General features: G+C 71.8%; 21 protein-coding genes. 13 read left to right on the top strand and 8 right to left on the bottom strand.

Annotated features, from left to right (window positions below):
- Positions 1–180 precede the first annotated feature (180 nt).
- The gene (locus tag ODJ79_RS24525; protein ID WP_263025901.1) at positions 181–1,593 is read right to left on the bottom strand and encodes an RICIN domain-containing protein; all 1,413 of its coding nucleotides are present in this window, start codon (positions 1,591–1,593) and stop codon (positions 181–183) included.
- Positions 1,594–1,753: 160 nt separating this feature from the next.
- Between ODJ79_RS24525 and ODJ79_RS24520 the strand changes: the two genes are divergently transcribed.
- Positions 1,754–2,797 carry a substrate-binding domain-containing protein gene (locus ODJ79_RS24520; protein ID WP_263025900.1) on the top strand — a complete coding sequence of 348 codons (1,044 nt, stop codon included), beginning with the start codon at positions 1,754–1,756 and terminating at the stop codon, positions 2,795–2,797.
- A gap of 63 nt (positions 2,798–2,860) precedes the next feature.
- On the top strand, positions 2,861–4,288 hold the full coding sequence (locus ODJ79_RS24515) for an RICIN domain-containing protein (protein WP_263025899.1): 1,428 nt from the start codon (positions 2,861–2,863) through the stop codon (positions 4,286–4,288).
- A gap of 15 nt (positions 4,289–4,303) precedes the next feature.
- On the opposite strand, the gene ODJ79_RS24510 is transcribed toward ODJ79_RS24515, so the two are convergent.
- Both ODJ79_RS24510 and ODJ79_RS24505 read right to left on the bottom strand, forming a co-directional pair.
- A complete protein-coding gene (locus ODJ79_RS24510; RefSeq protein ID WP_263025898.1) occupies positions 4,304–4,858 on the bottom strand; it encodes a TetR family transcriptional regulator in 555 nt (184 codons plus the stop codon).
- Positions 4,859–4,860: 2 nt separating this feature from the next.
- Positions 4,861–6,003, bottom strand: coding sequence for an FAD-dependent oxidoreductase (locus ODJ79_RS24505; protein ID WP_263025897.1), 1,143 nt, complete (start codon positions 6,001–6,003; stop codon positions 4,861–4,863).
- A gap of 122 nt (positions 6,004–6,125) precedes the next feature.
- Between ODJ79_RS24505 and ODJ79_RS24500 the strand changes: the two genes are divergently transcribed.
- Positions 6,126–6,818, top strand: a complete 693-nt coding sequence (locus ODJ79_RS24500) for a DUF998 domain-containing protein (protein ID WP_263025896.1) — start codon at positions 6,126–6,128, stop codon at positions 6,816–6,818.
- On the opposite strand, the gene ODJ79_RS24495 is transcribed toward ODJ79_RS24500, so the two are convergent.
- Positions 6,789–7,541: an SDR family NAD(P)-dependent oxidoreductase gene (locus ODJ79_RS24495; protein WP_263025895.1), complete on the bottom strand. Its 753-nt coding sequence runs from the start codon at positions 7,539–7,541 to the stop codon at positions 6,789–6,791. The genes ODJ79_RS24500 and ODJ79_RS24495 overlap by 30 nt on opposite strands.
- A gap of 85 nt (positions 7,542–7,626) precedes the next feature.
- Between ODJ79_RS24495 and ODJ79_RS24490 the strand changes: the two genes are divergently transcribed.
- Complete coding sequence (locus ODJ79_RS24490; RefSeq protein WP_263025894.1) at positions 7,627–8,478, top strand: helix-turn-helix transcriptional regulator; 852 nt, start codon at positions 7,627–7,629, stop codon at positions 8,476–8,478.
- A 74-nt stretch (positions 8,479–8,552) separates the two neighbouring features.
- On the opposite strand, the gene ODJ79_RS24485 is transcribed toward ODJ79_RS24490, so the two are convergent.
- From ODJ79_RS24485 to ODJ79_RS24475, 3 genes are read right to left on the bottom strand one after another with little or no spacing between them, the layout of a single operon-like run.
- A complete protein-coding gene (locus ODJ79_RS24485; RefSeq protein WP_263025893.1) occupies positions 8,553–10,313 on the bottom strand; it encodes a serine/threonine-protein kinase in 1,761 nt (586 codons plus the stop codon).
- A gap of 47 nt (positions 10,314–10,360) precedes the next feature.
- Positions 10,361–11,038, bottom strand: a complete 678-nt coding sequence (locus tag ODJ79_RS24480; RefSeq protein ID WP_263025892.1) for an SDR family NAD(P)-dependent oxidoreductase — start codon at positions 11,036–11,038, stop codon at positions 10,361–10,363.
- The gene (locus tag ODJ79_RS24475; RefSeq protein WP_263025891.1) at positions 11,038–12,747 is read right to left on the bottom strand and encodes an IlvD/Edd family dehydratase; all 1,710 of its coding nucleotides are present in this window, start codon (positions 12,745–12,747) and stop codon (positions 11,038–11,040) included. The genes ODJ79_RS24480 and ODJ79_RS24475 overlap by 1 nt, the downstream gene beginning before the upstream one ends.
- Before the next feature lie 53 nt (positions 12,748–12,800).
- On the opposite strand from ODJ79_RS24475, the gene ODJ79_RS24470 reads away from it, so the two are divergent.
- The 6 genes from ODJ79_RS24470 (at position 12,801) to ODJ79_RS24445 (ending at position 17,597) form a co-directional block, all read left to right on the top strand.
- Positions 12,801–13,559 (top strand): IclR family transcriptional regulator, encoded by a 759-nt coding sequence (locus tag ODJ79_RS24470; protein WP_263025890.1) that lies wholly within the window; start codon positions 12,801–12,803, stop codon positions 13,557–13,559.
- Complete coding sequence (locus tag ODJ79_RS24465; protein WP_263025889.1) at positions 13,556–14,404, top strand: SMP-30/gluconolactonase/LRE family protein; 849 nt, start codon at positions 13,556–13,558, stop codon at positions 14,402–14,404. Before ODJ79_RS24470 ends, ODJ79_RS24465 begins: the two co-directional genes overlap by 4 nt.
- Before the next feature lie 13 nt (positions 14,405–14,417).
- Positions 14,418–15,278 (top strand): fumarylacetoacetate hydrolase family protein, encoded by an 861-nt coding sequence (locus ODJ79_RS24460; RefSeq protein ID WP_263025888.1) that lies wholly within the window; start codon positions 14,418–14,420, stop codon positions 15,276–15,278.
- On the top strand, positions 15,278–16,288 hold the full coding sequence (locus tag ODJ79_RS24455; protein ID WP_263025887.1) for a zinc-dependent alcohol dehydrogenase: 1,011 nt from the start codon (positions 15,278–15,280) through the stop codon (positions 16,286–16,288). Before ODJ79_RS24460 ends, ODJ79_RS24455 begins: the two co-directional genes overlap by 1 nt.
- A gap of 3 nt (positions 16,289–16,291) precedes the next feature.
- Positions 16,292–17,035, top strand: coding sequence for an SDR family NAD(P)-dependent oxidoreductase (locus tag ODJ79_RS24450; RefSeq protein ID WP_263025886.1), 744 nt, complete (start codon positions 16,292–16,294; stop codon positions 17,033–17,035).
- Positions 17,036–17,105: 70 nt separating this feature from the next.
- Positions 17,106–17,597 carry a nucleoside deaminase gene (locus ODJ79_RS24445; RefSeq protein WP_263025885.1) on the top strand — a complete coding sequence of 164 codons (492 nt, stop codon included), beginning with the start codon at positions 17,106–17,108 and terminating at the stop codon, positions 17,595–17,597.
- A gap of 10 nt (positions 17,598–17,607) precedes the next feature.
- Here ODJ79_RS24445 and ODJ79_RS24440 read toward each other — a convergent pair whose 3' ends face one another.
- The gene (locus ODJ79_RS24440; RefSeq protein WP_317620696.1) at positions 17,608–17,994 is read right to left on the bottom strand and encodes a DUF2203 domain-containing protein; all 387 of its coding nucleotides are present in this window, start codon (positions 17,992–17,994) and stop codon (positions 17,608–17,610) included.
- 288 nt (positions 17,995–18,282) lie between these two features.
- Here ODJ79_RS24440 and ODJ79_RS24435 point away from each other — a divergent pair, with 288 nt between their 5' ends.
- The 3 genes from ODJ79_RS24435 (at position 18,283) to ODJ79_RS24425 (ending at position 21,054) form a co-directional block, all read left to right on the top strand.
- Complete coding sequence (locus ODJ79_RS24435; RefSeq protein WP_263025884.1) at positions 18,283–18,549, top strand: hypothetical protein; 267 nt, start codon at positions 18,283–18,285, stop codon at positions 18,547–18,549.
- 239 nt (positions 18,550–18,788) lie between these two features.
- Entirely contained in the window at positions 18,789–20,105 is a 1,317-nt protein-coding gene (locus ODJ79_RS24430; RefSeq protein ID WP_263025883.1) for a hypothetical protein, read from the top strand.
- Positions 20,106–20,130: 25 nt separating this feature from the next.
- The gene (locus ODJ79_RS24425; protein ID WP_263025882.1) at positions 20,131–21,054 is read left to right on the top strand and encodes an FAD-dependent oxidoreductase; all 924 of its coding nucleotides are present in this window, start codon (positions 20,131–20,133) and stop codon (positions 21,052–21,054) included.
- Positions 21,055–21,096: the final 42 nt, after the last annotated feature.

The following is a 21,096-nucleotide window of genomic DNA, read 5'->3' as shown; positions in this document are numbered from 1 at the left end:
CATGCCGCTCGTGGCAGCGGCCGTCGCGGCGGGGACGATCGGCATCAGCGACCACGGCCAGTCGTCCCACATGCCCGTCCGAATCCGATCGGCCGTCGGCTCGTCGAGGGGACGACGGTCCGCGCTCAGTTCCGGCGCGTCCAGCAGCCGCCGGATCTCCGCGATCCGGGCGGCGCCGAACTATGACTGGGTGCGGCTCCACTGCTGGTTGTTTCCGCCGTTGCAGGTGTACTGCTGGATGTCCGCGCCGTCCGCGGTGTTCGCGTTCACCACGTCCAGGCACTTGCCGCTGTGGCGCGCCTTGAGCGTGTAGTAGCTGCCGGTCGCGGTCCACTGCCACTGCTGGTTGGTCCCGCTGCCACAGGTGTACTGGATGATGTTCGCGCCGTCGGCGGTCGACGACGAGGCCACGTCCAGGCATTTGCCGCTGTTCTGGTTGACGATCCGGAGGTAGCCGCCACCGGCGTCCTGGAACTCCCACTTCTGGTTGCCGCCACCGTTCCAGCTGTACTGCTTGATCTCGACGTTGTTGGCGGTGGAGGCGCCGACCGCGTCCATCACCTTGCCGCTGTTGCGGTTGGTGATCCGGTAGTAGGTGGCCGGGTTTCCGGTGACCGTGCCGGCCGCCGCGTCGATGGTGATCGTCGGGTACCAGGACAGGCTCATGGTGGTCGACGTCGGAAAGGCGATCGGCAGCCAGACGTACGAGGAATCGTTCACCCGGCCACCCCACGCGCCGGCCCAGCGGTCACCCAGGTACAGATAGCCGGTCGCGGAGGTGCCCTGGACCGGCAGCACGTACGCGGGCTGGGAGCTGTACGTGGTCGAGTCGCCCACGTTCGACCACCCGGTCCACGGTCCGGAGATGCTCGAAGCGGTCGCGTATTGCGCCTGGTTCGGGCTCCAGCCGGTCGCCGCCGAGGTGAGCATGAAGTACGTGCTTCCCCGCTTGAACAGGGCGGGCGCCTCGCGGTGTGCATCGTTCCAGAAGTTGCCGACCACGCTCGCGATGCCGCGGAAGTCGGCGGTGAGCCGGTAGATCATCAGGTCGTAGTTCTCGTCCGCCGCGGAGACCATGTAGGCGGTGCCGTTGTCGTTGAACAGCGTGATGTCGCGGGACATGTACGTGCCTTGCGGGCGGAAGCTGCCCTGATACGTGTACGCCCCGTCGACCGTCGACGAGTACGCGACGGCCGCGCGGGCCTCGCTGTAGTCGGTGCCGTTCTCCTTGTGCATCCACATCACGTACTGCCCGGTGCTCGCGTTGTAGATGACCTTCGGGCGCTCGATGTTGGCGCCCTGCAGCTCCGCGGCGGAGGACGGGGTGAGCACGTTGTTGCGGAACTCCCAGGTGCGCAGGTCGGTCGAGCGGTAGACCGAGACGGCCTTGAACGTGTCGTCGGCGTTCCGGTTCTCGCCGAACCAGTAGTAATAGGAACCCACCTTCAACACCCCTCCGCCGTGCGCGTGCACGACGGCGCCGGAGGTGTCGGTGAACTGGGTGCCGTTGACCACGGTGACCGGCGCCGCCGCGGCCGGCTCGGCGGCGAGGATCGTCGCCATGACCAGAGCGATGACGAGAGCCCTTCTCATGGCCTCTTGGTAGCGCTCCGACCGATCGGGACGCCACGATCCGATCGGGATCGTCCGCAAACGAAGCCACTCGAACATCGTTGACGATCGATATCGTGACGCATTACGTTAACCATCACGAAACAAGCATGGCGCTCCTCCCGCCGGTCTGGAGAGCGTGGTGACCGACGAACGCCTGTTCCAGGTGCAACGGCACGAGCGGTTGCTCACCGAGCTGCACCGGCTCGGCGCCGTGCGGGTCCGCGAGCTCGCGCGCGACCTCGGCGTCAGCGAGCTGACCATCCGCCGCGACATCGCCGCCCTGGCCGCCCGCAATCTGGTCAACCGGGTGCACGGCGGAGCCACCCTGCCCAACCGGGCCCGCTCGGCCGGGCGCCCGCGCGCCGTCACCACGACCGGCATCGCGATCGGCATGGTGGTGCCCTCGCTCGACTTCTACTGGCCGCCGGTGATCGCCGGGGCGCGGGCCGCGGCCGCCGCGCTCGGCGTGACCGTCCAGCTGCGCGGCTCCAGCTACGACCCGGACGAGGACCGTCGGCAGATCGGCCGGCTGGTGGAGGCGGGCGAGGTACGCGGCCTGCTGCTCGCGCCCGACCTCGACGACGACGACATGATCGACTGGATCGGCCGGCTGCCGGTCCCGTGCGTGCTCGTCGAGCGGCAACCGCGCCGCTGGACCGCCGCGTCCCGGCGGGTCGAGTGGGTACGCAGCGACCACGCGCTCGGCCTGGAGATCGCGGTGCAGCACCTGCGGGAACACGGGCACCGGCGGATCGGGCTGCTGCTGTCGCGGGGCAGCCCCACCTCGGCGTACCTGCGGCACCGCGAGCTGCCGCCGCCGATCATGCTGGACGACCCGCCGGACCGGATGCTGCGGGAAGTGCTGGCCGGGTGCCGCCGGCGAGGCGAGACCGCGCTGATCGTGCACAGTGACCCGCACGCGATCGCGGTCGCGCAGACCTGCGCGGAACAGGGCCTGCGCATCCCGGAGGACATCGCCCTCATCTCGTACGACGACGAGGTCGCCCACCTGGCGGAGCCGGCGCTGACCGCGGTACGCCCGCCGAAGAACCACGTCGGCCGGCTCGCCGTGGAACTGATCGTCACCCGGCTGCTCGACGGCTCGCAGCGCCCGGTCCAGGGCGTCCTGGTCGCGCCGTCGCTCGTGGTCCGCCAGTCGTCGCCGTTCCATGTTCGGGTGTGAACGTTTCCGACCATCTCGGTTCGCATCGTGGCGTGCCCATTTCCGAGTCTCTGAGATGAGGCCATGAAGAAAGCTCTGCCAATCCTGGCCCTCGTCGCCGCGACCCTGGCCGTGCCCGTCGCCGCCTCCCCCGCGGCCGCCGCCACCAGCGACTTCCGCGGGGTCAACTGGGCCGACCAGCGCGACAACTTCGTCGACGACACCCTGGTGCTCGGCGGCTTGAGCACCGGCGACAGCTACGCGACCACGCAGGCCAAGGCGAACGGGATCCTGGCCGGCTTCCAGAACAACCTGGGCGCCAACACCGTCCGGATGCCGGTGAACTATCCGACCGTCTCAGGCTCGTACTGGAACTCGTACACCGGGGCGATCGACGCGGCCACCGCCAAGGGGATGCGGGTGATCCTCAGCTACTGGGAGGCGGCCAGTTCCCGCAACGGGACGGTGGACAACCTCACCCAGTTCTGGTCGATGTGGCAGACGATCGTCAGCAAGTACTCGGGCAACGCCAACGTGTACTTCGAGCCGATGAACGAGCCGTACGGATACAGCGACGCGGACTGGAAGAACCTGGCCGCGCAGTGGCTGTCCACCTACTCGTCGGTGCCCCGCGGCCGGGTCGTCGTCTCCGGCGCCGGGTACAACCAGCGCCTCACCACGATCGGGTCGGACAGTCGCTTCGACGGAACGCTCATCTCGCGGCACACGTACGAGTTCTTCGACACCAGCCGCACGACCGAGGACTCCTGGCGCGAGTCGCTGCGGACCAGCGTCGGCTCGTACGCGTCCCGGGTGCTGATCACCGAGTTCGGCGCGCCGATGACCGACGGGCGCAACTACGACTCCCCCTCGGCGACCGACAGCTTCGTCGCCTTCATCCGCGGTACCGCCGCGGAGGCGCGCGCCGAAGGGCTGGGCACCGTTTACTGGCCGGGTGTGCGGATTGCCGACCCGTACCGGCTGCAGGAGATCGGCGGCAGCGGGACCAGCCTGACCCTGTCCACGACGAACGCGAGCGGCCGCGATCAGTTGCGTTACTCGTGGGGGCAGGACGGCGGCACCAACGTGCCGCTCACCCACTACCGGGTCACCAACCGCAACAGCGGCAAGGTGATGGACCTGGTCGGCGCGTCCACCGCGAACAACGCCGAGGTGAAGCAGTACGCATCGAACGGCGGACTCAACCAGAGGTGGGCATTCGAGGACCTCGGCACCGGCTACCTGCGGATCGTCAACCAGAACAGTGGCAAGTGCCTGGACGTGGCCTCGGCATCGACGGCCGACGGCGCCAACGTCATCCAGTACACCTGCGGCAGCGGCACCAACCAGCAGTGGCAGTGGACCGCGACCGGCAGCTACTACACGCTCAAGGCTCGGCACAGCGGCAAGTGTCTCGACGTGACCGGCGCCTCCACTGCGGACGGCGGCGACATCGAGCAGTACACCTGCAACGGCGGCACCAACCAGCAGTGGACGCGCACCGCCTCCTGACCCCTTTTCGAGGGGTCAGGAGGCGGACGTCAGGTAGCGCTGGATTGTCGGACCCACCCAGCCCGCGGCCTCCTCGGCGGGCATCGCCACCATCGGCGGCAGACGCAGCACGAAGCGGCACAGCGCGAGCCCCAGCATCTGGCTCGCGACCAGCCCGGCGCGGCGGGGAGCGTCGGCCGGATCGGGGCAGACCGCGGCGACCACCGGCAGCAGCTGGGCGCCGAACAGGTCACGCATCCGATCGGCGGCGGCCTCGTTAGTCGCGGCGGCGCGCAGCAGGGCGGTGAGCGTGTCGTCGCCCTCCCAGCGGTGCAGGAAGTGCCGGGCCAGCACCGCGCCGATCTCCTCCGCCCGGATCGCGGACGCGTCCGGCAACTGCAGGTCGAACTCGGCCGCCGCGGCGAACAACTTCTCCTTGCTGCCGTAGTACCGCATCACCATCGACGGGTCGATGTCGGCGTCGGCCGCGATCGAACGGATCGTCGCCCGCTCGTACCCGTCGCTGGCGAACCGCTCCCGGGCCGCCACCAGGATCGCCGCGCGGGTCGCATCCGACCGCCGTACCGCCATGTTCAGGCTCCCTTCCCCCGCGCGATCGTAGACAGCTCGGACAGATTCATCGCGAGGCCACGACGGACCGCGGGCACGCCACCCACGATCGGCAGCACGGTGTTGCGTACCGCGATGAGCGGACGACTGCGCAGAGTGGCAAGTCTGGTCATCCGATCGGTGAGCGCCACGACACCGGCGGCGATCGGGCGGCGCACCGTCTCGTACCGATCGAGATCGCTCCCTTCGGCGAGCACCGCGGCGAGGGCGATCGCGTCCTGGACGCCGGTGTTCATGCCCTGGCCGCCGGCCGGGCTGTGCACATGCGCCGCGTCCCCGGCCAGGAAGACGCGTCCCGATCGGTAGTGCTCGGCGAGCCGGTGATGCACCCGGAAGCGGGAGCTCCACAGCACCTCGCGCACCTTCGCATGCTCCCGCCGGGGGCCGCGCGCGTCGAGGATCGCCTGCACGTCGGCGGCCGCCGGGTGTTCCGGCGCCTCGTCGAGGGTGGCCACGATCCGGTGCCGGCCGCCGGGCAGCGGCGCCACCACGACCAGTCCGGCCGGCGAGAAGTGGAGGGTCACCTCGTCCGCCGGCAACGGCCAGTCCATCCGTACGTCGGCGAGGACGAAGCTCTCCTCGTACGCCTTTCCGGTGAAACCGATCCCGCTCAGGTCGCGCACCGTGCTGTGCATGCCGTCGGCGCCGACCAGATAGCGCGCCCGGACGGTCTGGCCGTCGCGCAGCGTGGCGGTCACCCCGTCGTCGTCCTGCCGGAAGCCGACGAGCTCCGCCGGGCGGCGGACGGAGCCGCCGAGGCGCCGCAGCCGATCGGAAAGGATCAGCTCGGTGTCGCTCTGCGGCAGCATCAGCGTGTACGGGTAGCGCGTCGGCAGGTCGCTGAAATCGACGGTGAGCAGGGCGCGATCGCCGTCCCGCACGGTGAAGTGCGGCACGATGACGCCCCGCTCGACCATCTCGCCGGTCACGTCGAGCTCGTCGAGCGCCTCGAGCGTGCGCGCGTGGATGACGGCGGCGCGCGAGGTGTTCGCGCCCTCCGGCTGGCGATCGATCACGATCGCCGGGCGGCCGCGCCGGGTGAGCGCGGCGGCGAGGGTGAGGCCGACCGGGCCGGCGCCGGCGATCAGCACTTCGGTGTCCCACATGGCTGCTCCTCCGAATGCCAACAACTGTTGGCACGAGAGTAGTCTATGCCAACGCTCGTTGGCAAACACTTGTTGGCAAGCGAGGGGCAGCGCACAAATGTTCGGACGAATACGATGCGGCGATGGACGGGGACAGCGTGCGCACGTGGGGTTGGGTCGGGTTCGCCGCCCAGGTGGTGTTCGTCGTGAGCTGGCTGATCGCGCCCGCCTGGCAGGGCAGCGACTACGACTCGCTCAAGCACAGCATCAGCGACATGTACGCGCAGACCGCGCCCGACGGCTGGTTCCTGGTCGTCGTGCTGACCCTGTGCGGACTCGCGACCGTCCTGTTCGCTCTGCTGGCGGTGCGGCCGGCCCTCCGCGGGGGCGGCCGCCGGGCGACCGTCGGGGCGGTCCTGCTCGCCCTGTCCATCTACGGCGTCGGCGACCTGTTCAGCCCGTTCGAGCGCGAGAACTGCCGGCTGGCGGACACCGGCTGCACCGGTTCCGATCAGACCGCCAACCTCGGCGGAAAGCTCGACAACCTCCTCAGCACGCTCGGCATCCTGCTGTTCGTCGCGGCCGCGTTCGTGCTGGCGTCGGCGATGAGGCGCACGCCGGGGTGGCCGGGCTGGGCCTGGCCGGCGCGCTGCGTGGGCATCATCTTCGCGGTGCTCCTGGTCGCCCTCGCCCTGGCCGAGTCCGCCGGCCTGGGCGGGCTGGTCGAGCGCCTGCTGGCCGGTTTCGGATCGATCGCGATCGGTGCCCTCGCCTGGCGGATCGCCCGCCGGCCCGCAGCCAGAACGCTAGGAGCCCGCGCCGCCGTCAACTCGTAGGACCGTGCCGGTCACGAACGAGGAGCGGTCGCTCAGCAGCCACGCGGCCGCCTCGGCGATCTCCTCCGGGGCCGCCTGCCGCCGCAGCGGGCAGTTCGCGATCAGCCGCTCGACCAGGCCGGGCGAGGTCGACTCCCAGGTTTCGATCATTTCCGTACGGGTGTTGCCGGGTGCGATCGCGTTGATCCGGATGTTCTCGGGACCGTAGCTGATCGCCGCCGACTCGGTCAGGCTGTTGACCGCCCGCTTCATCGCGCCGTAGGCGGGCAGCGCGGGGTTGCCGCGCAGGCTGCCGATGCTGGAGTTGTTGACGATCGCGCCGCGACCCGCGGTGGCTCGGATCGCCGCGATCTGGGCTCTCATCGCCAGCCATACGCCGCGCAGGTTCACCTGGTACAACCGATCGAAATCGCGCTCGGTCGACTCGCCGGGCGGGGTGATGGTGGCGCCGTTGTTGAAGGCGACGTCCAGCCGGCCGTAAACCGACACGACACGGTCGACCGCGGCCCGGACGCTCGCCGCATCAGCCAGGTCACAAATCACAAAATCGGCTTCGCCTCCGTGCGTACGGATGTCCTCGGTCACCGCCCTCAGCTGCTCCTCCGTGCGCGCCGCCAACAGCACGCGCGCGCCCTCCCGGGCGAAGAGGCGCGCCGCCGCGGCGCCGATGCCCCGCCCCGCGCCGCTCACGAAGGCAACCTTGTCCTCGAGCAGGAGTGTCATGGAGCCATCCTGATGCGATCGACAACGCTCAGCCAGGCATCACCGGTACCTGGCTGCGGCCGGCGGCGCGGCGGAGACTGTGGACGTGGACCGACAAGAGCTGGCCGACTTCCTGCGCAGCCGCCGCGAGCGGATCGGCCCGGCCGACGTGGGGCTGCCGGCCGGGAGCCGCCGCCGCACGCCGGGGCTGCGCCGCGAGGAGGTCGCCCGGCTGGCGTTCATCTCGACCGAGTACTACGCCCGGCTCGAGCAGGGCCGCGCGCCGCGGCCGTCGCGCGAGGTGCTGGGCGGGCTGAGCCGCGCACTGCGGCTGACCGACGCCGAGCGCCGCCACCTGCATCACCTCGCCGGGGAGCAGCCCGCGCCGCCGGTGGGGCCGTCCCGGGAGGTGCGGCCGAGCATCGTCGACCTGATCGGCCGGCTCCCCCAGGCCGCGGCCACGGTCATCTCGGCGGCGTTCGAGGTGATCGCCTGGAACGATCTGGCCGCCGCGCTGATGGAGGACTTCTCCGCGGTGCCCCGGCGCGATCGGAACCTGGTCCGGCGGGTCTTCCTCGGTCCGCAGCAGGCCGGCTTGCGCCTGTACGGGGTGTCCGACGCCGACGAGTTCGCCCGCAACTCGGCGCAGCGGCTGCGGGCCGCCGCCGCCCGCTACCCCGGCGACCCCGAGCTCGCCGGGCTGATCAGCGATCTGCTGGCCGGAAGTGCGCAGTTCCGATCGCTGTGGGCGTCGCACGACGTGGCCGACCAGCCGACCCGGGTCAAGACCTTCCAGCACCCGCAGGTCGGTCCGGTCACGGTGAACTGCGATGTGCTCGACATCGCCGACCGCGACCAGCGCCTGGTCATCTACACGGCCACGCCCGGCTCACCGTCCGCGGAGGCGCTCCGCCTGCTCGCGGTGATCGGCACCCAGCGCCTCGATGTGCCGGGCTGAGCGGATCGCAGCCGGAACCGCGCGCCGGCCGGCCGTCGCGCGTCCCGAGGGACCAGCCGGCGGCTCGGTCCCGGTCAGCAATGCTCGAACGGGCTGTCGTAGGTGGCGTCCTGGATCGATCCGCCCCACTTCACGCAGATGCCGTCGGCCTTGGCGCGCACCGGCCCGGCGTAGGACGGGACACTGCCGCTGTCGGTGACCCGGGGGGACCCCTGCACCTCGAGGTACGCCGAGGCGGGGGTGGCCGTGTCCAGGTCGGTCGCCTTGAGCGTGACCGTGCAGTTCTTACCGGTCGAGGAGTTGAAGAGCAGGTAGACCCGGCCGAGCAGGGTGCCGTCCGCTCCCCTGAGGGCGTGCTGATCGATCACCGCGAAGTCGCCGCCACAGAGCTCCTTCGGCGTGTACTTGTTCGTGGCGGGGGCCGAGGAGGGGGTGTCGCTCGGATCGCCGGTCGGGTCGGTGGACGGATCGGTGAGCACCGGGACGGTCGCGGTGACGGTCGCGCTCGGGTGCGGACGAGGGCTCTTCCGGGTCGGCGCGGCGCCGGCGGGATTGCCCTTCGTGCCCCCGGCGGCGTTGCCGCCCGGGCCGGCGACGCCGAGGTCGGAGCCCGTACCGGTCTCGGCCTGGCCCGCGCCGGGGCCCAGCGCGATCGCGGTGCCGATACCGATCGCGGCCACCACGACCGCCGCGACGACGCCGGCGACGATGGCATTCCGGCGGCGGTGGCCGCGGCCGGACGACGGAAACTCGGACGGCCGGAAGCCGCCGGGCGGGGTGGCGCCGATCGGACGGACCGGCGGCGAAGCGGGCACCGGCACGGCAGCGGCGGCAAACCCGGAGGCCGGCGCCGAAGCGGGCACCGGCACGGCGGCGGCGGCAAACCCGGAGGCCGGCCGGCCCGCGGACGCGACCGGCGCGGCGAACCCCGAGCCGGGGCGGGCCGCGGCGAAACCCGTTCCCGGCCGGGCCGGGGAGCCGGGCGCCCCCTGCGGCCCGGAGGACGGCACCTGGGACCCGCCGCGAGCGGCCCCGGCGAGAGCGGACGCGCTCGGGAAGCGCCGTGCCGGATCCTTCGCGAGCGCTCGCATCACCACGGCCGCGGCCTGCGGCGGAACGTCGGCCGGGAGGGCCGGCGGCTCACTCATCACCAGCTGGGTGAGCACCTGCAGCGGGTTCTCGCCGACGAACGGCGGCCGGCCGGTGAGGCAGCAGTAGGCGACCGCGCCCAGCGCGTACACATCGGTCGCGGCCGTGACCGGCTTGCCCTCGGCCTGCTCGGGCGCCATGTAGTGCGCCGAGCCGAGGACGACGTTGGTGCCGGTCAGGCCCTCCATCGCGGTCGATCGGGCGACGCCGAAGTCGACCAGGACGAGCGCTCCGCCGGGGCGTACGAGCAGATTCGAGGGTTTGACGTCGCGGTGCACGATGCCCGCGTCGTGCGCCACCTGAAGGGCGTCGGCGACCTGGGCGACCATGGTCATGGTCTCGGCGGCGGAGAGCCGGCCGGCCGCGTCGATCCGCTTGGACAGCGGGGTGCCGTCGATGAATTCCATGACCAGGTAGTCGAGCCGGCGGCCGCCGGCCGTCGCGTTCTCGCCGTAGTCGTAGACCTGGACGATCCCGGGGTGGCGCACGGCGGCCAGCACGCGCGCCTCGCGGCGGAAGCGGGCGATGAACTCGGCGTCGGCGGTCAGCGTCGGCAGCAGCACCTTGATCGCGACGGGGCGGCGCAGCAGGAGGTCGTCGCCGCGCCAGACCTCGCCCATGCCGCCGGCGGCGATCCGTTCGGTGAGCCTGTAACGGTCGCTGAGCACGACTCCGGGGGTTAGCACCCGGCCATGCTACCGGCCGATCCAAAGCGCTCAGCCAGGGCGAACGGTCAGTAGGTGGCCCGGCCGCCGCTGATGTCGTAAACCGCGCCGGTGGAGAAACTGACCTTTTCCGAGCACAGCCAGGCGATCAGTTCGGCCACCTCGTCGGCCCGCCCGACCCGCCGCATCGGTATCAGGCCGGTCATGTGGGCGAGCGCTTCCGGGCTGGTGTCGGCGTTCATCGGGGTCTCGATGACCGCCGGGGCGACCGCGTTGGCCAGCACTCCGGTGGTCGCGAGCTCCTTTCCGAGCGATTTGGTGAGCGCGATGACCGCGGCCTTCGAGGCCGAGTAGGGCGACATGTTGGGATTGCCGTCCTTGCCGGCCATGCTCGCCAGGTTGACGATCCGGCCCCAGCCACGATCGATCATGCCGGGGACGAAGGCTTGGCAGGCGACGAGCGTGCCGCGCACGTTGACCGCGAAGACGCGTTCCCACTCGTCGATCGCAATCTTCCACAACGGGGCGTTCGGGCCGACGATCCCGGCCGAGTTGACCAGGATGTCCACCGCGCCGGCCGCCGCGGCCGCCGACCGCATCCGATCGGGATCGGTCACGTCGGCGACCAGGTCGGCGTCGGGCGAGATGTCGAGGGTGAGCACCGTGACGCCGTCGGCGCGCAGCCGTTGCGCCGCGGCCGCGCCGATTCCGCTCATCCCGCCGGTGACCACCGCGGTGCGGGCCATCAGTGCGATTCCCGGGAGACGTGCCAGCCGCTCGAGCCGAGGAGGAAGTCTTGGTCGGCGCCGGTGTCGGCCTGTCCGACCGTGTCCACGTACAGCTTCTCCCAGCCGCGCCGGGGTGCCGCGTAGGCGGCGGCCGCCTCCGGCGAGGGCACCCGGGCGGCGAGCTCGTCGTCCGGGATCTCGACGGCGAGCCGCCGCTTCGCGACGTCCAGCACGATGATGTCGCCGGTGCGCACCTTCGCGAGCGGACCGCCGGCGGCGGCCTCCGGGGCGACATGCAAAACCACCGTTCCGTACGCCGTGCCGCTCATCCGCCCGTCGCAGACCCGCACCATGTCGCGGACGCCTTCGGCCAGCAGCTTCGCCGGCAGGGGCATGTTCGACACCTCGGGCATGCCCGGGTAGCCCTTCGGGCCGCAGCCGCGCAGCACCAGCACGGAGTCGGGGGTGACCGGGAGGGCGGGGTCGTCGATCCGGGCGTGGAAATCCTCGATCGAGTCGAAGACGACCGCCGGTCCGCGATGCGACAGGAGCGCCGGGGTCGCCGCGGCCGGCTTGATGACCGCGCCGTCCGGCGCGAGGTTGCCGTAGAGGACGGCGATGCCCGCCTCGGGCTGCAGCGGCGTCTCCCGGGCGCGAATCACTTCCCGGTCGTAGACGGGCGCGTCGTCCAGATAGGACACCAGCGGCCGGCCGGTGACCGTGATCGCGTCCGGATCGAGCAGGTCGCGCACCTCGCGCAGCACCGCGTGCAGCCCACCGGCCCGATACAGGTCGTCCATCAGGAAGCGGCCGGCCGGCTGCAGGTCGACCAGCAGCGGCACCCCCGATCCGATCCGGTCGAAGTCGTCCAGCGACAGCGCGACGCCCAACCGGCCGGCGATCGCGAGCAGGTGCACCACCGCGTTGGTCGACCCGCCGAGCGCGGCGAGCGCGACGATCGCGTTGCGGAAAGACTCCCGGGTCATCACGGCGCTGGGCCGGCGCTCCCGGTCGACGAGGTCGACGGCCAGCACGCCGGTCGCGTGCGCGGCCTCCAGCAGGCGGCTGTCCGGCGCGGGCGTGCCGGCGATCCCCGGCAGCGTCATGCCGAGCGCCTCGGCGAGCAACCCCATCGTCGAGGCGGTGCCCATCGTGTTGCAGTGCCCCCGGCTGCGGATCATCGAGGACTCGGAGCGCTGGAACTCGGCCGCGCTCATCGTGCCGGCGCGTACCTCCTCGGAGAGCTGCCAGACGCCGGTGCCGCAGCCGAGCGGCACGCCGCGGAAGGTGCCGGTCAGCATCGGCCCGCCGGGCACCACAACCGCCGGGATGTCGACCGAGGCCGCGGCCATCAGCAGCGCCGGGATCGTCTTGTCGCAGCCGCCGAGCAGCACCACGCCGTCGATCGGATTCGCCCGCAGCATCTCCTCGATGGCCATCGCGGCCATGTTGCGCCACAGCATCGCGGTCGGCCGGACCTGCGTCTCGCCGAGCGACACGACCGGCAGGTTGAGCGCGATGCCGCCGGCCTGATGGATGCCGTCGGCGACGCTGCGGGAGACCTCGTCGAGGTGCGCGTTGCACGGGGTCAGGTCGGAGGCCGTGTTGGCCATCGCGATGTGCGGCCGGCCGTCGAACGCGTCGGCCGGCAGGCCACGGCGCATCCAGGCCCGGTGGATATAGCTGTTCCGATCGTCGCCGCCGTACCACTCCGCGCTACGCCGCATTTCGTCACCGTAAACCTTTCAACTTGGCGGAACAACGGTCTAACATCCGGAACATGACCGACCTGTCCGAGCGGCTCGTCGGGGCCGACCGGGTGCTCGCCGTGCTGGCCGAGCTGGCCCGGCATCCCGACGGGATCGGTCTCGAGGACATGGCCCGGGCCATGGCGAGTCCCAAGCCGACCGTGCACCGTGCGCTCGCCGCGCTGCGCCGGGCCGGGTTCGCGGCCCAGGACGGGCACGGCCGGTACGTGCTCGGCGACGAGTTCCTGCGGCTGGCGTTCGCCCATCACGAGGCCCGGCCCGATCACGTCCGCGTGCTCCCGGTCCTGCGGCGGCTCTGCGAGCGATACGGCGAGACCGTGCACTACGCGACGCTGGACGGCCGGTGGGTGGTCTACCGCTCGAAACTCGACCCGCCGTCGGGCGCGGTCAAGCTGACCTCGGTCGTCGGCGGGCGCAACCCGGCGCACACCACCGCGGTCGGCAAGCTGCTGCTTTCCGGCGTTCTGCACACCGAGCAGGGGGTACGCGACTGGATCGGCGACGAACCGCTCGCGACGCCGACCGAGCGGTCGATCGGGACCGCCGAGCGGCTGTTCGCGGAGCTGGTTCGCACTCGCGAGCGCGGTTACGGTGTCGACGACCAGGAGAACGAGCCGGGCGTCGCCTGCCTGGCCGTGCCGGCGTATCTGACCTCGCCGAGCGTGCCGAGCGGGGCGATCAGCATCAGTGGTCTCGCCTACCGCACCCCGATCCAGGCGCTCGTGGACGACCTGCCGGCGATCCGGGCGATCGTGAGCGGACCATCGTGATCACCTATCGGGCTACGCCGCTCAGCGCCGACGCGTACGTCCTCGGCGAAGGTCCCGTCTGGGACGAGAGCCGCCGACGTCTGCTGTGGGTCGACATCATCCCGGGGAAGGTCTTCGCGGGCCGGCTCGATCCGTTCGCGATCGAGCAGACCTGGTCGTTCGACGGCATGGTCGGCGCGGTCGCCGTCGCGGCCGAGGGGGCGCTGCTGGTCGCCGAGCAGGAAACGCTCACCCGCGTCGACCCGGACGGCACCCGCACCCCGCTGGCCCGGGTGCTCCCGGCCGGCGGCGGCAGCCGGCTCAACGACGGCGCCGTCGATCCGGACGGCCGCTTTCTGATCGGCAGCATGTCGCTCATCGACGTGACCGGCGCGACGGACGAGCGGCTGGCTCGCTTCGAGGGCGGGAAACTGAGCACACTCGATCACGACCTGACCCTCTCCAACGGGCTGGCCTGGGTCGGCGACCGGTGCTACAGCATCGACTCGGTTCCCGGCGTGGTGTACGGCCGCGACTACCCGGACGGCCCGCGCGAGGAGCTGTTCCGGGTCACCGGCGGCCTGCCCGACGGCATGTGCGCCGACCGCGAGGGCAACCTCTGGATCGCGGTGCACGGCGGCGGCCGGGTCGAGCGCCGCACCCCGGCCGGCGGGCTGCTGGCGGTCGTGGAGCTCGACTCCCCGCAGCCGACGAGCGTCGCGTTCGCCGGCCCGGACCTCGACGTCCTGGTCATCACGTCGGCGGCCGAGGGGCTCGATCCCGTCCCGCCGAACGCCGGCCGCATCTACGCCTGCCGGGTGGACACGGCCGGCCTGCCCACGCCGTACTGGAATCCTGCCCTCTGACATCGGAGACCTCGTGTATCTCATGCGTGTCGGCGCCCCCGGCGCCGAAAGGCCGGTCGTCCGCGTCGACGACACCCGCTACGTGGACGTGTCCGACCTCGTGCCGGACTTCGACGAGTCGTTCTTCGGCGGCGACGGGGTGCGCCGGCTGGCCGAGCCGGTCGCCGAGCGGATCGCGGCCGGCGAGACCGAGCCGTTCGGCGGGCAGCGGATCGGCGCGCCGATCGCCCGGCCGCATCAGATCCTGTGCATCGGACTGAACTACCGCGACCATGCGGCCGAGACCGGCCAGGCCGTGCCGGACGAGCCGATCCTGTTCACGAAGTCGCCGAACACGCTCGTCGGCCCGAACGACGAGATCCGGATCCCGCGCGGCTCCACCAAGACGGACTGGGAGGTCGAGCTGGGCATCGTCATCGGCAGCCGGACGTCCTATCTGGACTCGGTGGCCGACGCGGCCGCGGCGATCGCCGGGTACGTGCTGGTCAACGACGTGAGCGAGCGGGCGTTCCAGATGGAGCGCGGCGGCCAGTGGAGCAAGGGGAAGTCGGCCGAGACGTTCAACCCGGCCGGCCCGTGGCTGGCCACGCCGGACGAGCTCCCGGACGTGCTGGACCTGGGCATGTGGCTGGACGTGAACGGGGTACGCCGGCAGACCGGCAACACCCGAACGATGATTTTCGATCCGCACTTCATCGTCCACTACCTGAGCCAGTTCATGGTGCTCGAGCCGGGCGACCTGATCAACACGGGCACCCCGCCGGGCGTCGGCATGGGCCACGACCCGCAGATCTGGCTGCGGGCCGGCGACGTGGTCGAGCTCGGCATCGATCGGCTCGGCAGCGGGCGGCAGCCGGTCCTGGGACCGCGCTGATGCGAGCCCTCGTCTTCACCGGCCCCGGCAAGGCGTCGGTCCAGGAGGTGCCGGCGCCCCGGGCGGAGCAGGGCCAGGTCGTCGTCGACGTCGAGCGGGCCGGCATCTGCGGCACCGACATGGAGCTGTTCGGCGGCGAGATGAGCTACTACGGCACCGGTCAGTCGTCGTATCCGCTCCGGCCCGGTCACGAGTGGTGCGGAACGGTCACTGCGGTCGGGGACGGGGTGGACGAGAGCTGGCTCGGCGTGCGGGTCACCGGCGACACGATGGTCGGCTGCGGCGAGTGCCCGCGGTGCCGGGCCGGGCGGCACTGGGTCTGCGCCGCGCGGCACGAACTGGGCATCACCGACGGGCTGCCGGGGGCGCTCGCGACGCAGCTCGCGTTCCCGGCCGCGTATCTGCACCGCCTGCCGCCGCCGGTCGACGCCACGCTCGGGGCGATGGTCGAGCCGGGCGGCAACGCGCTGCGCTGCGTTCGGGCGGCCGCCGTCGAGGCGCACGAGCGCTTGCTGGTGTTCGGAACCGGCACGATCGGCCTGCTGGTGGCGTTCTTCGCGCGGGCCCGCGGCGTGCAGGTGCATCTGATCGGCAGATCGGAGACCGACCTGGCGTTGCCCCGAGCACTGGGCTTCGCCCACGCCTGGACCCGCTCGACCCTGCCCGGGCTGCCGTGGGACGGGATCGTCGACGCCACCACGGGCGACGAGATACCCGCGCTCGCGCTCGACCTGATCGAGCCCGGCCGCCGGATCGTCTACATCGGCCTGTCGGTGCCGCCGAGCCTGATCGACACCCGCGCGCTGGTGCTCAAGGACGTGACTGCGGTGGGCATTCTGGGTGCTTCGGACGGGCTTCCCGGCGCGATCGAGGCGTACGCGGACGGCACCGTCGACCCGCGGCCGCTGGTCGCCGCGACCGTGTCCCTGGACGAGATCGCCGAGGTGCTGGCCGGGAACCGCCCGCCCGGTGCCGGACCCAAGATCCACGTTGATCCTTCGAAGGGCTGACCCATGACCGAGTTCGCCGGCCTGAACGCGATCGTCACCGGAGGCGCCTCCGGGATCGGCCTGGCCACCGCCGGACTGCTCGCCTCGCGGGGCGCGCGGGTGGCGTGTCTCGACCTGAAGCCGTCGGTTCCGGCGCCCCTGCTCGGCCTCGAGGCGGACGTGACCGACGACGCTTCGATCCGGGCGGCGGTCACGGCGGCGGCCGAGGCGCTGGGCGGCATCGACATCGTGGTGAACAATGCCGGGATCGGCGCCCAGGGATCGGTCGAGGACAACGACGACGCGGAGTGGTCGCACGTGTTCGACGTCAACGTGCAGGGGATGGTGCGGACCAGCCGGGCGGCGCTCCCCTATCTGCGCCGGTCGTCACACGCGGCGATCGTCAACGTCTCGTCGATCGCGGCGACCGCGGGTCTCCCCCAGCGTGCGCTGTATTCGGCCACGAAAGGCGCGGTGCTGTCGCTGACCCTCGCGATGGCCACCGACCACCTGCGCGAGGGCATCCGGGTCAACTGCGTCAACCCGGGCACGGCCGACACGCCGTGGATCGGCCGGTTGCTGGCCAGGGCGCCGGATCCGGTCGCCGAGCGGGCGGCCCTGGAGGCGCGTCAGCCCACCGGCCGCCTGGTGTCGGCGGACGAGGTCGCGGCGGCGATCGCCTACCTGGCAAGCCCGCTCGCGTCGGCCACCACCGGCACCTCGCTCGCGGTCGACGGCGGCGTGCAGGGGCTGCGGCCCCGCAAGTAGCGCCGACACATCGCGTCACCATTCGACGGCGGGGGCCCGTAGGGTGACCATCAACGCGGAGGGGGCTTCGATGGCGCTGGTGACGTCCGGCCGGGTCACGAATGGGGACCGGAAGTGGCTCGAGCGGGCGGTGGCGCTCGCCTGGCGGGCCCGGGAGCGTGGCGACCACCCCTTCGGCGCGCTGCTGGTGACGCCGCACGGCGGGGTGGTGGAGGCGCTCAACAGCGTGATCACGGGCGCCGATCCGACCGGCCACGCGGAGACCAATCTGGTACGCCTGGCCGGCAAGACCGACCGCGCGACCCGATCCGCCGGCGTGCTCTACACGAGCACCGAGCCGTGCGCCATGTGCGCCGGGGCGATCTACTGGTCCGGGATCGGCCGGGTGGTGTTCGCGCTCTCCGAACAGGGCCTGGCCGACATGGTCGCGGACGAGGAGGGCGTGCCGCCGCTGCGCCTGCCGAGCCGCGAGGTGTTCGCCCGGGGCGGGCGCCCGATCGTCGTGGACGGGCCGGTCGGTCTGGTCAGCGCCACCGCCGTCCACGAGGGTTTCTGGGGTTAGCCGCCGGCGGTCAGACCGACGGCAACCGGCGCCGCCCCGCGAAGCCCAGGTCGACGCGGTGGTACCAGGTCAGTGCGTCCTCGCCCTCGAGCCAGCAGAGCAGCACCGGCAGGTCGCCGAGGTCGGCCGGGAAGTCGACCAGCAGCGGCGCGATGCCCTTGAGCTCGGCGCCGGTCTGCTGGACGTCGGTCATCAGCTCGTTGAGCCGCGCTTCGGCGGCCTTGCGCTCGGGCAGTCCACCGAGCGCGGTCGGCTCCCCGCCCGGGTTCAGTGCCGCCGACAGCTCGACCAGGTCGGCGCGGACCACGACAAGTTCGTCCAGAACCGGTCGCAACTTGTCGAGCTCGATCCGTGCCTGCGCAAGCGTGAAGAGCCCCATGAGGATCAAGTCTGTCATCCCGAAACTCAGATCTCGCCGCGACCGGTCGGGGCGGCGGCCGGGCGGGATCGGCGGAGCGATCCGGGTCGCGGTGCGCGGCGCGAGCCGAGATGAGCGGCGCCTGCGCATCCGGATAATCGGAAGATTCCGGATCCACAGGATATGAGGGAACAATCCTCCTTCACTTTGGGCGCGGCTCATCCGTTCAGTGGGATAGCAATCACAGGATCACGACGTACAGTCCTGTCCTGAACGGTCCTTAACACCGATCGGGCCCGCACCGTGGGCTCGAGGAGGAGGGCGTCGATGGCCAGCAGGGACACGCGGCAGGAGTTCGAGGACATCGTCGAGCGCCTGACCGCCGACTATCCGTCCTTGGCACGTACCGGCATGCCGCCGTGGCCGCGCCCGGTCCTGATCACCGTGCTCATCGTGGGCGCCGTGGTGTGGGGCTTTCTGTCGGTGGCGATGGTCGCCTGGGGGCTGTGGGGTGTGGCCCTGACCTGCGCGACCGTCCTGGCCACCGCCGCGACGCTGACGGTGCGCGCCCGTCGCTGGCGCTCCGGCCGCTGAGGCTGATCGCGCCAGGACAACAAGCCAGTGCGCGCCGGAACCGCAACCGGCCGCGCCGAGAACACAAGCCCGGCTCACGCGGAGCCACAACCCGGCCGCGCGGGAACCACAAGCCCGGCCGCGTCGGAACCACAAGTCGCCACCGTCTGCGGGTAGCCGACACGGGATCGGTCGGGCGAGGGATAGACGATGCCCCCGAGCGGAGATGAGCTTGATGCATTTCCGATCGGGAGGTAGCGATGAGCCAGCCACCCAGCTCCGCACCGCCGTGGCCCGAGCAGTGGGCGGTGCAGGCGTCCGTCGACGCCGAGCGGATCTGCAACCGGCTGGATGCGGTCACCGCGCGCCGGCTGACCCCCGCCGAGGCCGCGTCCAAGGCCGCCGTGACCAAGCATCTCGAGCAGGCGCGGGACGCGTGCCGATGCACCCGGAAGCTGCGGCGGCGCGGCTGGCGGGACAGGTGGCGCGGTTCGTCGATCGAGCGGGCCTTCCTGCATCTGCACGCGGCCAAGATCTTCCTGATCGACCTGCTGCCCCCGGCCGAGCTGGAGGCGGTGGTCCCGGACGTCACCACCCGGCTGGCGATGGCGCTGGACCGTAACGACCCGCGCCGGGTCGAGGCGGAGACCCAGCTGCGCACGGTGCAGGGGCCGGCCCGCCGCGCGGTGCTGAAGCAGGCGATGGAGGTCGCCTACGACGCCTCGGACGAGCAGTACGTGCGACTGCGGGACTTCCGGAACATCATCCTGCTCACCGCGCTCGCCATGGCGGTGCTGACCGGGTTGCTGGTGTTCTTCGTGGCCATCTTCCCGGACGCGATCCCGCTGTGCTTCAAGCCGGGCGTGACCACCGCGGCGACCAACACGCAGGCGGCGCAGCAGTTGTTCAGCGTCTGCCCGAGCGGGGATCTGCCACAGCAGCAGCCCGAGGCCGGCGACATCCTGATCGTCGCGGGGCTGGGCGCGATCGGCGGGGCGCTGGGGGCGCTGGTGGCGATCCGCAACCTGCGCGGGACGTCGACGCCGTACTCGGTGGCCACCGCGCTGGCGATCCTCAAGGGGCCGTCCGGGGCGCTGACCGCGATCATCGGGATGCTGTTGCTGGCCGGTGGGTTCGTGCCGGGCCTGACCAACTTGGACAGTCAGCGGCAGATTCTGGCCTACGCGCTGGTGTTCGGGATCGCCCAGCAGTTGGTCACCCGGGTGGCCGACGATCGGGCGCAGCAGCTGCTCAACCAGTTGCCCAGCAAGGATCCGCAGGGACAGTCGGCGCAGGTGCTGCCGATGACCCGACCGGCGCCTGCACCGACCCCGCTCCAGGACGCCTCCGCTTCGACCCCGCCGCCGGACACCGCCGCGGGCGGCGACGACACCGGGCCGACGGTCCTGCTCCCGGACACCTCCCGGAGCGGCGACGACACCGGGGTGACGATCCTGCTCCCGGACACCTCCGGGAACGGCGGCAACGCCCAGCCGACGCCGGCGGAGGCGCCCGCTCTCGACGGGGAGAGGCAAACGGTCCAGCTCGCCGGGAATTCGCGTCCGATGGGAAACTGATACCGCGGGGCGCACGATCGATGGCATGACTGACGTGATTGTGGTGGGCGGCGGCATCATCGGCCTGACCGCGGCCGTCCGGCTGCGGGAGCGCGGCGCCGAGGTGACGGTGTGGACGGCGGACGAGCCCGAGCAGACGGTCTCCAGCGTCGCGGCGGCCGTCTGGTATCCCACCCGCACCGAGGGCGACCCGCGGGTGCTGCGCTGGGCGACCGACACCTACGCCGAGTTCCGGCGGCAGATCGACGCCGGCGTCCCCGGGACCCTGCTGTGCCCGACCCGCAACCTGCACCGTCACCGCGTCACGCAGCTGCCGTGGTGGGCGCCGGCCGCCGGGCAGGTCGATCTGCGGGACGGCACCGGCCCGTACGCCAACGAGGTCGGTTTTCTCGCCCCGGTCGCCGAGATGGGCGTCTACCTGCGGTGGTTGGCCCGGCAGGTGAAGCACGTCGAGCGGCGAGTCATCCGGCGCCTCGACGAGGTGCCGGCGCCGGTGGTGGTCAACGCGACCGGACTCGCGGCCGGACGGCTGTGCGGCGACCCGGCGGTCCGGCCGGCCCGCGGGCATGTGGTGATCGTCGAGAACCCCGGCCTGGACGAGTCGTTGCGCGACTCGGACGACCCGGCGGGCGTCACCTACGTGCATCCGCGCAGCCGGGACGTGGTGCTCGGCGGGTCGTTCGAGGTGGGCCGGGGCGACACCGACCCGGACCCGGCCGAGGCCGCGGCGATCGTCGAGCGCTGCACGAGACTGGTTCCGCGACTGACCGGCGCGAAGGTGCTCGCCGACCGGATCGGTCTGCGCCCGGTGCGCTCGGGCGGCCCACGCGTCGAGCGCGAGGACGCCCCGGGCGGCCGGCGGATCGTCCACGCCTACGGCCACGGCGGCGCCGGCATGACCCTCTCCTGGGGCTGCGCCGACGAAGTGACCCGGCTCGCCCTCGACTGATCGCGACCGCGCGCCGCGCCGGGGCGTGCGAAGATCGGCGGC

The organism is Actinoplanes sp. KI2 (assembly GCF_025630775.1).
GTDB lineage: Bacteria > Actinomycetota > Actinomycetes > Mycobacteriales > Micromonosporaceae > Actinoplanes.
This window is presented reverse-complemented; position numbering and strand designations above follow the sequence as displayed.

What these genes read in the sequence shown, in the direction of transcription:
- ODJ79_RS24515 (WP_263025899.1), top strand. Translation starts at nt 2,861, where the DNA reads ATGAAGAAAGCTCTGCCAATCCTGGCCCTCGTCGCCGCGACCCTGGCC.
- ODJ79_RS24440 (WP_317620696.1), bottom strand. Translation starts at nt 17,994, where the DNA reads ATGACAGACTTGATCCTCATGGGGCTCTTCACGCTTGCGCAGGCACGG.
- ODJ79_RS24505 (WP_263025897.1), bottom strand. Translation starts at nt 6,003, where the DNA reads ATGTGGGACACCGAAGTGCTGATCGCCGGCGCCGGCCCGGTCGGCCTC.
- ODJ79_RS24480 (WP_263025892.1), bottom strand. Translation starts at nt 11,038, where the DNA reads ATGGCCCGCACCGCGGTGGTCACCGGCGGGATGAGCGGAATCGGCGCG.
- ODJ79_RS24445 (WP_263025885.1), top strand. Translation starts at nt 17,106, where the DNA reads ATGGCGCTGGTGACGTCCGGCCGGGTCACGAATGGGGACCGGAAGTGG.
- ODJ79_RS24455 (WP_263025887.1), top strand. Translation starts at nt 15,278, where the DNA reads ATGCGAGCCCTCGTCTTCACCGGCCCCGGCAAGGCGTCGGTCCAGGAG.
- ODJ79_RS24425 (WP_263025882.1), top strand. Translation starts at nt 20,131, where the DNA reads ATGACTGACGTGATTGTGGTGGGCGGCGGCATCATCGGCCTGACCGCG.
- ODJ79_RS24435 (WP_263025884.1), top strand. Translation starts at nt 18,283, where the DNA reads ATGGCCAGCAGGGACACGCGGCAGGAGTTCGAGGACATCGTCGAGCGC.
- ODJ79_RS24475 (WP_263025891.1), bottom strand. Translation starts at nt 12,747, where the DNA reads ATGCGGCGTAGCGCGGAGTGGTACGGCGGCGACGATCGGAACAGCTAT.
- ODJ79_RS24450 (WP_263025886.1), top strand. Translation starts at nt 16,292, where the DNA reads ATGACCGAGTTCGCCGGCCTGAACGCGATCGTCACCGGAGGCGCCTCC.
- ODJ79_RS24430 (WP_263025883.1), top strand. Translation starts at nt 18,789, where the DNA reads ATGAGCCAGCCACCCAGCTCCGCACCGCCGTGGCCCGAGCAGTGGGCG.
- ODJ79_RS24495 (WP_263025895.1), bottom strand. Translation starts at nt 7,541, where the DNA reads ATGACACTCCTGCTCGAGGACAAGGTTGCCTTCGTGAGCGGCGCGGGG.
- ODJ79_RS24510 (WP_263025898.1), bottom strand. Translation starts at nt 4,858, where the DNA reads ATGGCGGTACGGCGGTCGGATGCGACCCGCGCGGCGATCCTGGTGGCG.
- ODJ79_RS24525 (WP_263025901.1), bottom strand. Translation starts at nt 1,593, where the DNA reads ATGAGAAGGGCTCTCGTCATCGCTCTGGTCATGGCGACGATCCTCGCC.
- ODJ79_RS24500 (WP_263025896.1), top strand. Translation starts at nt 6,126, where the DNA reads ATGGACGGGGACAGCGTGCGCACGTGGGGTTGGGTCGGGTTCGCCGCC.
- ODJ79_RS24470 (WP_263025890.1), top strand. Translation starts at nt 12,801, where the DNA reads ATGACCGACCTGTCCGAGCGGCTCGTCGGGGCCGACCGGGTGCTCGCC.